Raw genomic sequence first — 14,395 nt, forward strand, 5'->3', positions numbered from 1 at the left:
TCCCCCATGGAGAAGCTCGACCGCCGCATCCTCGCGCTGCTGGCGCGGGACGGCCGGATGTCGTACACCGACATCGGCAAGGAGACGGGCCTGTCCACCTCCGCCGCCCAGCAGCGGGTCCGGCGGCTGGAGCAACGGGGACTCATCAAGGGCTACCACGCCCGGCTGGACGCCGGCCAGCTCGGGCTGCTGGTGACCGCGTTCGTGGCGATCAAGCCGTTCGACCCCAGCCAGCCCGACGACGCGCCCGAGCGGCTGAAGCACATCGAGGAGATCATCTCCTGCTACTCGGTGGCCGGCGACGCCAGCTATCTGCTCAAGGTGCAGGTGCCGAGCATGAGCCACCTGGAGTCCCTGCTGGCCCGGATCCGCAGCGACGGCAAGGTCTCCACCCAGACCACGACGGTGCTCTCGATCCCATACGAGGACCGACCGCAGATCTGATGTCTTGGCTGGGTCGCGGGCAACCACAGCTAATGGTCGATGCGGTCATCGCGCGGCCGGGGGCGGCGCCCGCCGAAGCCCTGGTGATCGACGGCGGGCGGGTCGGGTACGTCGGCACGGCGGGGGAGGCGCGCAGCCGCTACTCCGGTGCGGAGGAGATCGGTCTGGCCGGCGCGCTGATCGCGCCGGCGTTCGTCGATGCGCATACCCACCTGGTCCAGACCGGCCTGGTGGCCGACGGCCTGGATCTGCGCGGTGCGGGCAGCCGGACCGAGGTACTGGACCGGCTGGCTGCCTACGTCCGGCAGCGACCCGGGCGCCGGCTCGTGCTCGGTCAGGGTTGGGACGAGCGCTCCTGGCCGGACCCCACCGCGCCGAGCCGAGCCGAGGTGGATCGCGCGGCCGGCGGCCGGGTCGTCTACCTGGCACGGGTCGACGTGCACTCGGCGGTGGTGTCGACGTCCTTGTTGGACGCGCGTCCGGAGATCGCCGGACTGCCCGGTTTCGGCCCCGACGGGCTGCTCCGGCGAGACGCGCACCACGCCGCCCGAGCCGCGGTCGGCGAGCTGACCACCGACGCGGAGCGGCGCGCGGCCGCCCGGGTCGCCGTCGACGCCGCGGTGCGGCAGGGCCTGGGCTGCGTGCACGAGCTCGGCGGGCCCCATCTCGGACCCGTCGAGGACCTCGTCCGGGTCCGTGACGAGGGAAGGCGGATCGGGCTGGAGGTGGTCGGCTATTGGGGCGAGTCGGCCTCCGACGAGGCGTTCGCCCGGATGGCGGCGAGCGGCGCGGTCGGGCTGGCCGGCGATCTGTGCGTGGACGGGGCGATCGGCTCGCGGACGGCCGCGCTGCGCGAGCCGTATGCCGATGCGGCCGGCCGCGGTGTCCGCTATCTCGACCTCGATCAGCTGACCGAGCACCTGATCGCCTGCACCCGCGCCGGAGTCCAGGGCGGCTTCCACTGCATCGGCGACGACGCCGTGGCGGCCGCCATCGAGGCGGTCGGACGGGCCGGCGCCGTGGTCGGCCGGGAGGCCATGGTCGCCGCGAGGCACCGGCTCGAGCACGTGGAGATGGTCGATGTCGCCGAGCTCGGCAGGCTCGACACCTTCGGGGTGGTGGCCAGCGTGCAGCCGGCGTTCGACGCCGCCTGGGGCGCGCCGGGCGAGCTGTACGAGCAGCGACTCGGGCCGGATCGTGCCCGGCTGATGAACCCGCTCCGGTCCTTCGCCGCCGCGCGGGTGATGCTGGCCTTCGGTTCCGACACCCCGGTCACCCCGCTGGCCGGCTGGGAAACCGTCCGGGCCGCCGCGCGGCACCACCAGAGCCGCCAGCGGCTGAGCGTTGCCGACGCGTTCGCGGCCGCGACGATCGGTGGTCACGCCGCGGCGCGGCGGTCCGGTGGGCGGCTCGCCGTCGGCGAGCGCGCCGATCTGGCGATCTGGCAGGCCGAACCGGCCAGCCTCGACGCCGACGGGCTGCCGCGGCTGGCCGAGGACGTACCGCTGCCGGAGTGGCAGGGGACCGTGCTCGGCGGCCGGCTCGTCGCCGATCGCGACCACACCGGCGCGCGCTGAACGACTGGGTACTCTCGGGGCGTGTCATCCGCCGCGGCCGTCGCCGACCACGAAGCAGCCGGCCCGGCCTTCGCGACGACGCGGCGTGGTGGTTGGCTGCGACTGCTGACGGTGGCGCTGGCCGGCATTGCGACGGGGCTGAGCTGGCAGCCGTACGGACTGTGGCCGTTGCTGGCTATCAGCCTGCCGGCCTTCACGCTCGCCGTCTTCGGGCAGCCGTTGCGCCGCTCCTTCGGTCTCGGCTACGCCTTCGGCCTCGCCATGTTGACCGTCAGCGTGAACTGGCTGCACGTGCTCGGCTGGTGGGTCGCGGCGCTGCTGATCGTGTTCATGGCCTTGTTCTTCGGGCTCCTCGGGTTGTCGCTGAGCCTGGTGTCGCGGCTGAAGCTGTGGCCGCTGGCCGCGGCGTGCTGCTGGGTGATGGTCGAGTTCGCCTACTCCCGGGCGCCGTTCGGCGGGTTCGGCTGGACCCGGATCGCGTACGCGGCGGTCGATACGCCGCTGGCCGGCTACCTGCCGATCCTCGGCGTGGTCGGGCTGTCGTTTCTGGTCGCCCTGGTCGGCCAGCTGATCGCTTGGGCAGTCGCGCCGGCGTCGCCCAGCACCACGGTGGCCAGGCGGACCAGGGCGCTGGTCAGCGGCGGCCTGATCGTGCTGCTCCTGCTCGGCGGTCTGGCGCTGCGGTCGTACGAGCCGGAGCCGGCGGCGACCGCCGCCGGGACGGTGAACGTCGGCGTGGTCCAGGGCAACGTGCCGGGGCGGGGGATCGAGGCGCTGGGCCGGGCGCGATCGGTGACCAACAACCATCTGACCGAGACCGTCGACCTGATGGCGAAGGCCCGGCTCGGGCAGGTGCCCACGCCGGACTTCATCCTCTGGCCGGAGAACTCCACCGACATCGACCCGCAGCTGGACGGGGTCACCCGGAGCGTGGTCTGGTCGGCGGCGAAAATCGCCGGACGGCCGATCCTGGTCGGCGCCGTGACCGAGGGCCCGGGCGACGACGAGCGGCAGACCACGGCGATGTGGTGGGACCCGACGTACGGCGTCACGTCGGTGTATCACAAGCGCAACCTGGTGCCGTTCGGCGAGTGGATCCCGTTCCGCCAGCAGCTGCTGCCGCTGGTGCCCATCCTGAAGGAGGTCGGCGCCCAGTCGGTGCCGGGCACCACCCCGGGAGTGTTGGAGGGCACCGTGAACGGCCGGAGCCTGCGGGTCGGTGACGTGATCTGCTTCGAGCTGGCCTACGACCAGACTGTCTATCAGGCGGTCGCCGGCTCCCAGGTGCTGATGGTGCAGAGCAACAACGCGACGTACGGCGGCACCGGCCAGGTCGAGCAGCAGTTCGCGATCACCCGGGCGCGGGCGATGGAGGCCCGGCGCGAGATCGCCGTGGCCACCACCAACAGCGTCTCGGGCTACATCGACCGCGACGGCACCGTAGTGAAGCGGACCGCGGAGTTCACCAACGATGCTTTCGTGGTGACCATGCCGCTCCGCTCGGCGCTCACCCCGGCGCTGACCGTCGCGCCCTGGCTGGACCGGGGGCTCGCGCTCGCCGGATTGCTGTTCTGCGTGGCCGCCCTGGTCCGCCGCCCGCCTACGGCCGTGAAAACTGTTCGTCACGCACGATCTGGGAGACTCGAGTCGTGAGCGAACATCCTCTTGGTGCCGTGCTGGTGATCATCCCGACCTACAACGAGGCCGAGAACATCGACAGCATCACGTCCCGCCTCCGCACCTCCGTGCCGGAGGCGCACGTGCTGATCGCCGACGACAACTCCCCGGACGGCACCGGCAAGTTGGCCGATGCGCTGGCCGAGACCGACGACCACGTGCACGTCATGCACCGGCTCGGTAAGGAGGGCCTCGGTGCGGCCTACCTGGCCGGGTTCGAGTGGGGTCTCGAACACGGCTACGACGTGCTGGTCGAGATGGACGCCGACGGTTCGCACCAGCCCGAGCAGCTGCCGAAGCTGCTGGCCGCGCTGGCCGACGCCGACCTGGTCCTCGGCTCGCGCTGGGTCCAGGGCGGCCGGGTGGTGAACTGGCCGCGCTCGCGCGAGGTGCTGTCCCGGGGCGGCAACCTGTGGACCCGGATCGCCCTCGGCATCCCGCTGAAGGACGCCACCGGTGGCTATCGCGCGTTCCGCCGCGAGACCCTGCTCGGGCTCGGGCTGGACGACGTGGCCTCCGCCGGCTACTGCTTCCAGGTCGACCTGGCCTGGCGGGCGCTGAAGGCAGGCTTCCGGGTGGTCGAGGTGCCGATCACGTTCGTCGAGCGGCAGTACGGCGACTCGAAGATGAGCCAGAAGATCGTGATCGAGGCCCTGGCCCGGACCACGCTGTGGGGGATCGCGCACCGGGCGAACCAGGTGAAGGGTCTGGCCGGCCGGGCCCGCCCCGGCCGTACCAGTCAGGGTGTGGTCGAGCGGTGAGCCAGGGCGCGCCGGTCAGGACCTCGCGGCGGCGGAGCTGGCTCGGTCCGCTGCTGATCGTCCTGCTCGTCGCGCTGCCGATCGCCGAGGTCTGGCTGTTGGTCCAGGTCGGGCAGGCCATCGGCGTACTGCCCACGATCGCGATCCTGGTCGGCGAGGCCGTGCTCGGTGGCTGGCTCATGCAGCGCGAGGGCCGGCGCGCCTGGTCGGCTCTGAACACCGCGTTCGAGAGCGGAAAGATGCCGACCGGCGAGCTGGCCGACGCCGCTTTGATCCTCGTCGGCGGCCTGCTGCTGATGCTGCCCGGCTTCATCACCGACATCTTCGGCTTCGTCTTCCTGCTGCCGTTCACCCGTCCGTACGCCCGCCGCGTGCTGGGCTTCGTCGTCGCCCGCCGCGTCGCCGCCATGGGCGTCGACGTCGCCGTCATCCGGGCTCAGACCGATCCGGGCAACATCGTCCCCGGTGAGGTGGTCGACGACGCCTCCGACTCGCGGGCGTCCGCTGCGAGCGGCGACGCCGGGCCGATCGTCATCAAGGGCGAGATCGAGGCCGACCCGCCTGGCGACCGCCCCTCCTGAGGCTCTCCGCGCCCAGCCGCACGTGAGCCGGCGTCTGTCGTCGCGCCCTGCCCGCAAAATCCGGCTGTGGCTGGAAAGTTCGGCCAAATCCGGTCTCGACGCCCCGAAAATGGCTCATCCCAATCGAGGGTGTAGGTGGGGTCTGAAGCCGCCGGTCTCGAGCACGTTGTCGTAGGCCGCACGCCAGCCCCGCAGCCGGGCCGCCGGCACCCCCCGGGGGGAGGCGCAGGGGGCGTGGTCGATCGCTGGGCCGAGCGGCCGGTGACGAGGTTCGAGCGCAAGGGGACTGCCGCCGGCCGCGGCATCGCCGACCTGCGGTACCGACGGACAGCCTGACCGACCGGGCGCAGCGCGGATCGGGTAGGTCAGCCGCCCCCGGCGATGTTGATCAGCCACGAGGTCCCGAACCGGTCGACGCACATCCCGAACTCGTCGCCCCACGGCTGGGTGGCCAGCTCGACCGTCACGGTCCCTCCGTCCGACAGCGCCTGCCAGTAGCCGCGCAGTTCCTCGGTGTCGTCCCCGCCGAGGCTGACCGCGAGGTTGTTCCCGGGCCGCAACGTCTCGCCCGGGAGCATGTCGGCGGCCATCAGCGTGAGGCCAGACGCTGTTTCCAGCTGGCCGTGCATGACCTGGTCGCCCATGCCGTGGTCGTCGGTGCCGAAGTCGCCGAAGTGGTTGATCGTGAGATCGCCGCCGAAGACGTCCTGGTAGAACGCCAGGGCGGCCGAGGCATCACCCGCGAAGCTGAGGTAGGGGTTCAGTCGAGTGGTCATGGACCGACGATAGAGGGCTCATTCCAATCGAGGGTGTAGGAGTTGGGGTCTGAAGCCGCCGGTCTCGAGCAGCGATCTGGCGATGTAGTTGGTCAGGTTGCGGAACCCGAGTGCGGACCCGCGGAGGTGCTCGAGGCGTCCGTTGAGCGCCTCGGTAGGGCCGTTGCTGGTGCCGGGTCGGTCGAAGTAGGCGAGCACGTCGTCAGCACGCTTCTTCAGCGTCCGGCCAAGGGTGATGACCTCGGTGAGCACCTTCGGTACGCCGGTGCTGATCGATTCGATCAGTCACCATCGCCTCTCGGCCACGCGCCCTGTCCTCGTCGCGGTAGGCGGCGACCATGCGCTGGTAGATGCCCCAGGTCGCTTCGACTTCGACGTGCGCGTCGTCGGCGAACAGTGCGGTGAGCCGGGTGATCTGCTTGTCGGTGAGCAGGCCGGTGCCGGTGTGCAGGGTCCGACGGGACTTGTAGAGCGGGTCGTCCTTGAACCCGCGGTGGCCGTGGATGGCGAGCTGGACTCGTCGTCGGCACTTGTCGAGTGCGTCGCCAGCCAGGCGGACCACGTGGAAGGGATCCATCACCGCGACGGCGTCGGGGACTTCCTCGGCAGCTGCGGTCTTGAAGCCGGTGAACCCGTCCATCGCGACCACCTCCACGACGTCGCGCCACGCCTGCGGACGCTCGTTGAGCCAGGTCTTGAACGCCTGCTTGGAACGGCCCTCGACCATGTCCAACAGGCGGGCTGGTCCGGTGCCGTCCCGCACGGGAGTGAGATCGATGATCACGGTGACGTACTTGTCGCCGCGCCTGGTGTGGCGCCACGCGTGCTCGTCGACCCCGATGACTTTCACCCCGTCGAACCGGGCCGGTTCGTTGATCAACAGTCGCTTGCCCTCTGCCAGAACCGCGTTGTTCGCGGTGTCCCACGCGACCCCGAGGCCTTCGGCGATCCGGGCGACCGTGAGGTGCTGCACGACGATGCCCGTCAACGCCCAGGCCAACCCGGACCGCGAGAGCTTCGCCCTGGGCTCGGCTGCGGCGCTGGTGTCCTGGCGCCACACGTGACCGCGCTCGCTGCAACGGTAACGGCGGACGACGACTTCCAGCATCGTTGGCCGCCAACCCAGCGGCTCGTGGGCAAGTCTTCGGACCACGCTGTCGCGCGGCGCGCCTTGACAACCGCAACGCCTGCACCACTGATCGGGTCCGGCGACCCGGCACGCGAGGACCGCACGGTCAGGCTCGAGTCGCTGTCCAACGACTTCGAGGCCGAGCCGGTCGAGCCGGGCGAAGGTGGTCAGGTCGGGGCGGCCGAAGCCGACCGGCGGGGTAGCGTCGGGCACGTCGAGGTCTTCCAGATGGCGAGCGTGAGAACTTCCATCTTCGGGAGGCCTCGACTCCTACCCGCTCAACGACGCGCCGACGAACCCACAGCGCTACACCTCATCTGGGAAGAGCCCCGAAAATCCAGCCATGGCCGGAATCTGGGGTCAGGTCGGTCAGGGCCGGCAGCGCGGTCCCGTCCGCGAATGGTCAAGCCGCTTCGATCGTCCGCCTGGAGCATCCGCGTACGCAAAAACCGGCTATGGCCGGAAAGTCCAGGCCCGATCCGGCTCCGCCGCCCCTAAAATCCGGCCGCGGCTGGAGACTGGGGGTCAGATTCGGTCTCGACGCCCCGAAAATCCAGCCATGGCCGGAATCTGGGGTCGGGTCGAGATGCAATGCAGCAAAGATCCAGCCATGGCCGGGATTTGCGGACGGCGACGCGGCGTACGGAGCGTACGGAACAGCCACGGGGCCGCTCTCGGATCACCGACCAGTGCAATCCGAGAGCGGCCCCGCGAGTCAGTGGGCGCTCGAGCCGACGCTTCTCAGGCGGTCTTCTTCGGGGTCGAGCCGTAGTTCGGGCCGAGGGCTCCGGATCGCAGCAACCCGAGGCGCTCTGCCAGCAGGTCCTCCAGCTCGGCGATCGAGCGGCGCTCGCGCAGCATGTCCCAATGGGTCCGCGGCGGCTTCTCGTCCTTGGCGGTGGGCCGCTCGTGGTTCGCCCGCAGCGACTCCGCGCCACAGCGCGGGCATTCCCACAACGACGGGATATCCGCCTCGGCCGAGAAGGTCAGCGTGAAGTTGTGCCCGCGAGGGCAGTCATAGGTGATGTCCTGGCGCGCGGCGAACTCCACACCGGCCTCGTCCTCGAAGCTCTTGGCTCCCAGCCCGGTGCCCTTCAGTGACCTATCCGCCACGTTGACCTCCCATGATGTCGACGGTGTACAGCCTCATACCGTTCAGATCCGCTGGTTCAACTCCGCGACTACCCCGATTGTTCCGCACCAACCAGGTCAACCGCATCCGGGTCGGGATTCAAAGCCTGCCCTCAGGAACGGCGCGCAGCGTCTCAGGCAAGCTTCGGCTGGTGTGCCGGCGGCGGCTTCACGAACCAGAGCACGACACCGCCGGCGATCAGCACCAGCGCGATACCGATGATGCCGGCCCGGTCGGAGAACAGGCCGGAGAACAGCGCGAACAACCCCGGCGCCAGGAACGATGCGGCCCGGCCGGTCATCGCGTACAGGCCGAACATCTGACCCTCCCGGCCGACCGGCGCCATCCGGGCGAGGAAGGAGCGCGAGCTCGCCTGGGCCGGTCCGACCCACAGGCACAGGATCAGCCCGAAGATCCAGAACATCGTCACCCCGTGCGCGAACAGCAGGATGAGCGCGGTGGTGACCAGGCCGACCAGCGAGATCATGATGATCCGCTTGGGACCGACGAAGTCCTCGATCCGACCGAGGGTGATCGCGCCGACGGCCGCGACGACGTTGGCCACCACGCCGAAGATGAGCACGGTGTCCTGCGCCATCCCGTAGACCGTGACCGCCAGGATCGCGCCGAAGGTGAAGACGCCGGTCAGCCCGTCGCGATAGAGCGCGGATGCGATCAGGAAGGTGAGTGCGTTGCGCTCGACCCGCCACAGCTCGCGGATGTCGCGGGCGAGCACCTTGTAGGAAGCGAAGAAGCCGACCCGGCGCTGCTTCGGGCCCGGCGGCTTCTCCGGCACCGCGATCAGCACCGGTAGCGCGAACAGTGCGAACCAGGCCGCCGAGAAGACCGCCACCATCCGATACTTCAAGCCGCCGTCCGCGGTCGCCCCGAACCAGCCCACCTCGGGCGCGATGAAGCCGACGTAGCAGGTCAGCAGCAAGAAGATGCCGCCGAAGTAGCCCATCGACCAACCGAAGCCAGAGATCCGCCCGATCGTCGCGGGGGTGGAGACCTGCTGCAGCATCGCGTTGTAGGAGACCCCGGCGAACTCGTTGAAGACCGCGCCGGCGGCCAGCAGCACCAGGGCGATCCAGAGGTACGCCGGTTCGTTGCGGACGCTGAACAGCCCGAGCATGACCGCCACGGTCAGCCCGGTCCAGATCGCCAGGTTCCGCTTGCGGTGCCCGCTGGCGTCGGAGCGCTGACCGGTGACCGGCGCGATCAGCGCGATCAGCAGCCCGGCGGTCGCGCTGGAGATGCCCAGCCAGGTGTTTCCGGACAGACCGCCCGGCTTCTCGTCTCCGACCACGCCGCGAACGACGTACGGGCTGAAGACGAAGCTGACGATCACGGCGTTGTACGCCGCCGCTCCCCAGTCCCACAGGCTCCAGGCGAAGACCTGGCGCTTCCTGATCGTCGTGGGCTCGCTCGCGGCGACCGTCACGGTGTTGCCTGTTCGCTCCACAGACCACGTTGCTGCAGCACGGTTCTCAAGGTATCGATCCGATCGGTGAAGATCCCGTCGACACCGAGATCGATCAGCTGATTCATGGCATCGGCGTCGTCGATCGTCCAGACGTGGACCTGCTTGCCGCTGGCGTGGGCGGCCCGGACCACCGACGGCCTGACGACGGTGAAGCGCAGGCCCAGGATCCGCTGGTACCGCGGCAGCTGCAGCGCGTCGCCGGGGACGGGCAGCAGCCGGGCGAGCCCGGGCAGAAAGGCGAACAGGGCGACGCCGACCGCGCTGACCGAGGACGCCACCTGTGGTCCGAGCAACCGGCGCAGCCGGCGCAGCCGGCGGACGCCGAACGAGCTGACGCAGACCCGGTCGCCCGCGTCGTGCCGGCGGATCTGCGCGACCAGCTCCTCGACCGCGGCGTCGGCCTTGGCGTCGATGTTGAACCGCGCGTCGGGAAACGCCTCGAACAACTCGGCCAGCGTCGGCACCGCGTCCCGACCGCCGATCCGGACCTCGGCGATCTGCGCTGCGGTCAGGTCCTCGATCCGGCCGCTGTGCCCGCTGACCCGGTCCAGCTGTGCATCGTGAAAGGCGAACAGCACGCCGTCGGAGCTGGCGTGGACATCGGTCTCCAGATAGCGGTAGCCCAGCTCGACGGCCTGCCGGAACGCGAAGACCGTGTTCTCCCGGCCCTGATTCGGCGCGTACTCCGCGCCGCCGCGGTGGGCGAAGGCGATGAAGCCCGTCCCCCCGAAGTAGGGGAGTGCGGCGGTGCCGGACACCTCAGTTGACGCCGGGCAGTCGGTCGGCCAGATCGTGCATGAACTGCGGCATCCAGGCCGGGAACCCGATCAGCAATAGATAGAGATAGCCGAGCAGCCCGCAGCAGGCGAAGAAGCAGATCCAGAACAGGACCTTGCGCCTGGCCGGCCACCCTCGGTAGCGGTGCAGCTGGGCCTTGAACCACTGCATCAGCTTGTGCGCCCACTCGAACTCGCTGGCCCAGATCGCGAGCCCGAGCAACACCAGCGGGATGCCGCCGGGTCCGGGCAACGGGCCGGTGACGATGCCCAGCGCGATGAACAGCAGGCCGGCAAAGCCGACCACCCAGCGATAGAAGAACAGCTTGCGCGGATCTTGACGGATCTTGCGCCGCCACTTCCAGCGATCTTCCTCCGGCTCGATCAGGATGTGGTGCGGATGGTGCAGGTGCTCGCCGCCATGGGCGTCCTGGTCGCTCACCAGCTCGAGGTTCGGCCGGCCGGCCGGGCTCGGCGGACGCAGCGCACGCGCGTCGTCGTCCTCTGCGCCGGCAGACATGCAAAACACTCTAGGGGTGAGGCCCAAAGGCTGCCACCCGAGCGGCTGTCACACTGGCTCTCCGTGACGGCCATCCTCTCGATCCAGTCCGCGGTCGCCTACGGCCACGCCGGCAACAGCGCCGCCACCTTCCCGTTGATGCGGATGGGCGTCGAGGTCTGGCCGGTGCTGACGGTGAACTTCTCCAACCACACCGGGTACGGCGCCTGGCGCGGCCCGATGATCCCGGCCACCGACGTCGCCGCGGTCGTCCAGGGCATCGACGACCGCGGGGTGCTGGACCGGTGTGACGCGGTGCTGTCGGGATACCAGGGCAGTGCCCAGATCGGGCAGGTGGTGCTGGACGCGGTCGCCCTGGTGCGGCGCCGCAACCCGGGCGCGGTCTATTGCTGCGACCCCGTGATGGGCGACGTCGGGCGCGGGTTCTATGTGCAACCGGAGATCCCGGCCATGATGCGCGACCTGGTCGTGCCGGCAGCCGACATCGTCACCCCCAACCAGTTCGAGCTCGAGTTCCTGACCGGCCGGGCTGTGGAGACCCTGGACGACGTCGTCGCGGCCGCGCGCGCCCTCCGGGCCCGGGGTCCGCGGGTCGTCCTGGTCACCAGCGTCGCAGCGATCGCCGATCCCGAGTCGATCTCGATGGTGGCGGTGAGCGAGGACGGAGCCTGGTCGGTGACCACCCCCGCCATCGGCCAGGTCTTCACCGGCGGCGGCGACGTCACCGCCGCCACGTTCCTGGTCAACATCCTGCGCGGCCGCGGCGTGCCGGCCGCCCTCGGCGAGACGGCCGCGGTCATGTACGGCCTGCTCACCGCCACCCACGAGCTCGGCCGCTCCGAGCTCGCCCTGGTCGCCGCCCAGGACGAGCTCGTGCACCCCAGCCACCGCTTCGAGGTCGCCCGGCTCGCCTGATCTCGAGTCGTGGTGCCCTTCGACAAGCTCAGGGCACATCTTCCGTCAGGGCACAGACATCACCACCACCGACGCTGCGCGCCGGTGAGTGCAGGAGCGTTTGGTGAAACACGCCTTTCCGTTTCACCAAACGCGACGAACGAGCCGGCCTGAAGCGCAGCGGAGCGCGGAGCGAGGGCTTGCCCGAGCGGAGCAATAGGCTCAGTCTCTGAACACCTCGATGTTCGCGCCGAGGGCGTTGAGCCGGTTGGCGAGGTCCTCGTAGCCGCGGTTGATGACGTACACGTCGCGGAGCTCGGAGGTGCCCTTGGCGGCGAGCATGCCGAGCAGGATGCAGACGGCCGGGCGCAGGGCCGGCGGGCAGATCACCTGGTGGCCGCGCCAGCGGGTCGGGCCTTCGACGATGACCCGGTGCGGATCGAGCAGCTGGACCCGGGCGCCGAGCCGGTTCAGCTCCGTCAGATAGATGGCCCGGTTCTCGTACACCCAGTCGTGGATGATCGTCTTGCCCTCCGCGGTCGCCGCGATCACGGCGAAGAACGGCAGGTTGTCGATGTTCAGGCCCGGGAACGGCATCGGGTGGATCTTGTCGATCGGCGCGTGCAGCACCGACGGGCGGACGGTCAGGTCGACCAGCCGGGTGTGGCCGTTCGCGGCGACGTACTCGTCGGTCAGGTCGAAGTCCAGGCCCATCTCCTGCAGGATCGCCAGCTCGATCTCGAGGAACTCGATCGGCGCCCGCTCGATGGTCAGCTCGGACCGGGTCACGATGGCCGCGGTGAGCAGGCTCATCGCCTCGATCGGGTCCTCCGACGGCGCGAACTCGACATCGGTGTTGATCCGCTCGACCCCGCGTACCTTCAACGTGGTGGTGCCGATCCCGTCGATCTCGACCCCGAGATGGGTGAGGAAGACGCAGAGGTCCTGGACCATGTAGTTCGGGCTGGCGTTGCGGATCACGGTCAGACCGGGCGACAACGCGGCCGCCAGCAGCGCGTTCTCGGTGACGGTGTCGCCGCGCTCGGTGAGGGTGATCGGCCGGGTCGGCTCCACCGACGCGTCGACGCTGCACTGGTAGTACCCGTCGGTGGCGACGACGTCCAGGCCGAAGCGGCGGAGCACCTGCAGGTGCGGCTCGATGGTCCGCGCGCCGAGGTCGCAGCCGCCGGCGTAGGGCAGCTTGAACTGCTCGTAGGAGTGCAGCAGCGGGCCGAGGAACATGATCACGCTGCGGGTCCGGCGGGCCGCATCGACGTCCATCCCGTCCAGGTCGAGCTGCTCGGGGCGGATCAACTCGAGGTCGTTGCCGTCGGCGGACCAGGAGGCCCGGACGCCGATGCTGGTCAGCACCTCGAGGATCCGGTTGACCTCTTCGATCTTGGCGATCCCGCGGATGACGGTACGTCCCCGGTTGAGCAGGCTGGCGCAGAGCAGCGCGACGGCGGCGTTCTTGGAGCTGCGGACCTCGATCCGGCCGTTGAGCTTGGCCCCGCCCCGCACCCGCAGGTGGGTCGGGCCGCTCGGACCGACGGAGATCAGCGGCGCGTCCAGCGCGGCGGCGATCCGGTTGACCATGTCGAGACTGAGATTCTGGTTGCCGGCCTCGATCCGGTGGACGGCACTCTGACTGGTGCCGAGGACCGTGGCAAGCTGGGTCTGGGTCAGCCCGCGGTGCTTGCGGGCGTCGCGGATCAGTCCGCCGATCTGGCCGAGAGATGTTTCAGTCACCAGACGACCGTAACTCATATGTGAGTTTTTCCCGGCATTGAACGCGTGTCGTACGCATCACAGTCGCGATTTCAGGCCAGTTCGCCCACAGGTTTACCCACCGGCGCCGGTTGAGTGTTACGACCGGCTCTCCACCGCCACGGGCAGTTTCAGCTGCCGTGCAACCTCCGACCACAACTCCTCGAACGCCGTCGCGGCAGGACTCGTCGGCGCGAACGCCAGCAGCGGCATCCGCCGGACCGACATCTGCTCGACCGCGCTGGCGGCCGGGATCGCGACCCGGCTGACGTCTTTGCGGTCCACCGGGAGCTCGGCCAAGATGTCGGTGTGCAGCCGCCGGCGGCGGTCGAGCATCGAGAAGTAGCCACGCAGTTTCGGCTTGCGTCCCTTCAGGTCCCTGACGAAGTCGGCCAGCTGGTCGAACGTGCGCACCGACAGCACCGTCGGGATCAGCGGGACCAGCACCAGGTCGGATGCCTGCAGCACGTTCTCCGAGACAAGCGACAGGCTGGGCGGGGTGTCCAGCACGACCAGGTCGTACTCGTGCCTCAGCGGGCTGAGCAGCCGGCGCAGGGTCTTGTTCGGCTTCGGCCGCTCGTTCAGGTCGATGTCCATCATCCGGTAGGTGAAATCCGCCGGCAGCAGGTCGAGCCGCTCGTAGTCGGTCGCTTTCACCGCGTCGATGATCGGTCGCCGGCCGCGGACCAGCTTCGCCCCGCCGCCCTTCACCCGCGGCTTGACCCGGAACAGGTACGTCGCCGCGCCCTGCGGGTCGAGATCCCACAGCAGGGTTCGGTGGCCGGCCGCCGCCGCCAGATAGGCGATGTTGACCGCTGCCGTGGTCTTGCCGACCCCGCCCTTGAGGTTGTAGCTCGCGACGACCTTCACCCGGC

Annotated in this window: 13 protein-coding genes and 1 pseudogene; 6 read left to right on the forward strand and 8 right to left on the reverse strand. The window is 69.8% G+C overall.

Annotation, left to right across the window (positions count from 1 at the left end; translation table 11 throughout):
* Positions 1–6: 6 nt before the first annotated feature.
* Genes ABD747_RS21420 through ABD747_RS21440 form a run of 5 tightly spaced genes read left to right on the forward strand, consistent with a single transcriptional unit; the run spans position 7 to position 5,040 of the window.
* Positions 7–444 carry an Lrp/AsnC family transcriptional regulator gene (locus ABD747_RS21420; protein WP_344808515.1) on the forward strand — a complete coding sequence of 146 codons (438 nt, stop codon included), beginning with the start codon at positions 7–9 and terminating at the stop codon, positions 442–444.
* 32 nt (positions 445–476) lie between these two features.
* Positions 477–2,021: an amidohydrolase gene (locus ABD747_RS21425; RefSeq protein ID WP_344808456.1), complete on the forward strand. Its 1,545-nt coding sequence runs from the start codon at positions 477–479 to the stop codon at positions 2,019–2,021.
* 21 nt (positions 2,022–2,042) lie between these two features.
* The gene (lnt, locus tag ABD747_RS21430) at positions 2,043–3,674 is read left to right on the forward strand and encodes an apolipoprotein N-acyltransferase (RefSeq protein ID WP_344808458.1); all 1,632 of its coding nucleotides are present in this window, start codon (positions 2,043–2,045) and stop codon (positions 3,672–3,674) included.
* Positions 3,671–4,459: a polyprenol monophosphomannose synthase gene (locus tag ABD747_RS21435; protein ID WP_344808460.1), complete on the forward strand. Its 789-nt coding sequence runs from the start codon at positions 3,671–3,673 to the stop codon at positions 4,457–4,459. Before lnt ends, ABD747_RS21435 begins: the two co-directional genes overlap by 4 nt.
* Positions 4,456–5,040 carry an FxsA family protein gene (locus ABD747_RS21440; protein ID WP_344808462.1) on the forward strand — a complete coding sequence of 195 codons (585 nt, stop codon included), beginning with the start codon at positions 4,456–4,458 and terminating at the stop codon, positions 5,038–5,040. Before ABD747_RS21435 ends, ABD747_RS21440 begins: the two co-directional genes overlap by 4 nt.
* 365 nt (positions 5,041–5,405) lie before the next feature.
* Here ABD747_RS21440 and ABD747_RS21445 read toward each other — a convergent pair whose 3' ends face one another.
* From ABD747_RS21445 to ABD747_RS21470, 6 genes and pseudogenes are all read right to left on the reverse strand, one after another.
* A complete protein-coding gene (locus ABD747_RS21445; protein WP_344808464.1) occupies positions 5,406–5,816 on the reverse strand; it encodes a VOC family protein in 411 nt (136 codons plus the stop codon).
* A gap of 18 nt (positions 5,817–5,834) precedes the next feature.
* Positions 5,835–7,158, reverse strand: a pseudogene (locus tag ABD747_RS21450) (ISL3 family transposase).
* A 528-nt stretch (positions 7,159–7,686) separates the two neighbouring features.
* Positions 7,687–8,058, reverse strand: coding sequence for an RNA polymerase-binding protein RbpA (locus ABD747_RS21455; protein ID WP_344808466.1), 372 nt, complete (start codon positions 8,056–8,058; stop codon positions 7,687–7,689).
* Between the two features lie 152 nt (positions 8,059–8,210).
* Entirely contained in the window at positions 8,211–9,521 is a 1,311-nt protein-coding gene (locus tag ABD747_RS21460; protein WP_344808468.1) for an MFS transporter, read from the reverse strand.
* A complete protein-coding gene (locus tag ABD747_RS21465; RefSeq protein ID WP_344808470.1) occupies positions 9,518–10,321 on the reverse strand; it encodes a glycerophosphodiester phosphodiesterase in 804 nt (267 codons plus the stop codon). Before ABD747_RS21465 ends, ABD747_RS21460 begins: the two co-directional genes overlap by 4 nt.
* 1 nt (position 10,322) lies before the next feature.
* Positions 10,323–10,859 (reverse strand): PGPGW domain-containing protein, encoded by a 537-nt coding sequence (locus ABD747_RS21470; RefSeq protein WP_344808472.1) that lies wholly within the window; start codon positions 10,857–10,859, stop codon positions 10,323–10,325.
* Positions 10,860–10,922: 63 nt separating this feature from the next.
* Between ABD747_RS21470 and pdxY the strand changes: the two genes are divergently transcribed.
* The gene (gene pdxY / locus ABD747_RS21475) at positions 10,923–11,774 is read left to right on the forward strand and encodes a pyridoxal kinase PdxY (RefSeq protein WP_344808474.1); all 852 of its coding nucleotides are present in this window, start codon (positions 10,923–10,925) and stop codon (positions 11,772–11,774) included.
* Between the two features lie 201 nt (positions 11,775–11,975).
* Here pdxY and ABD747_RS21480 read toward each other — a convergent pair whose 3' ends face one another.
* Positions 11,976–13,520 carry a helix-turn-helix domain-containing protein gene (locus tag ABD747_RS21480; protein ID WP_344808476.1) on the reverse strand — a complete coding sequence of 515 codons (1,545 nt, stop codon included), beginning with the start codon at positions 13,518–13,520 and terminating at the stop codon, positions 11,976–11,978.
* Between the two features lie 99 nt (positions 13,521–13,619).
* Complete coding sequence (locus ABD747_RS21485) at positions 13,620–14,390, reverse strand: ParA family protein (RefSeq protein ID WP_344808478.1); 771 nt, start codon at positions 14,388–14,390, stop codon at positions 13,620–13,622.
* Positions 14,391–14,395 lie beyond the last annotated feature (5 nt).

The sequence above is a fragment of the Microlunatus ginsengisoli genome (assembly GCF_039537205.1).
In the GTDB taxonomy this organism is placed as follows: Bacteria; Actinomycetota; Actinomycetes; order Propionibacteriales; family Propionibacteriaceae; genus Microlunatus; species Microlunatus ginsengisoli.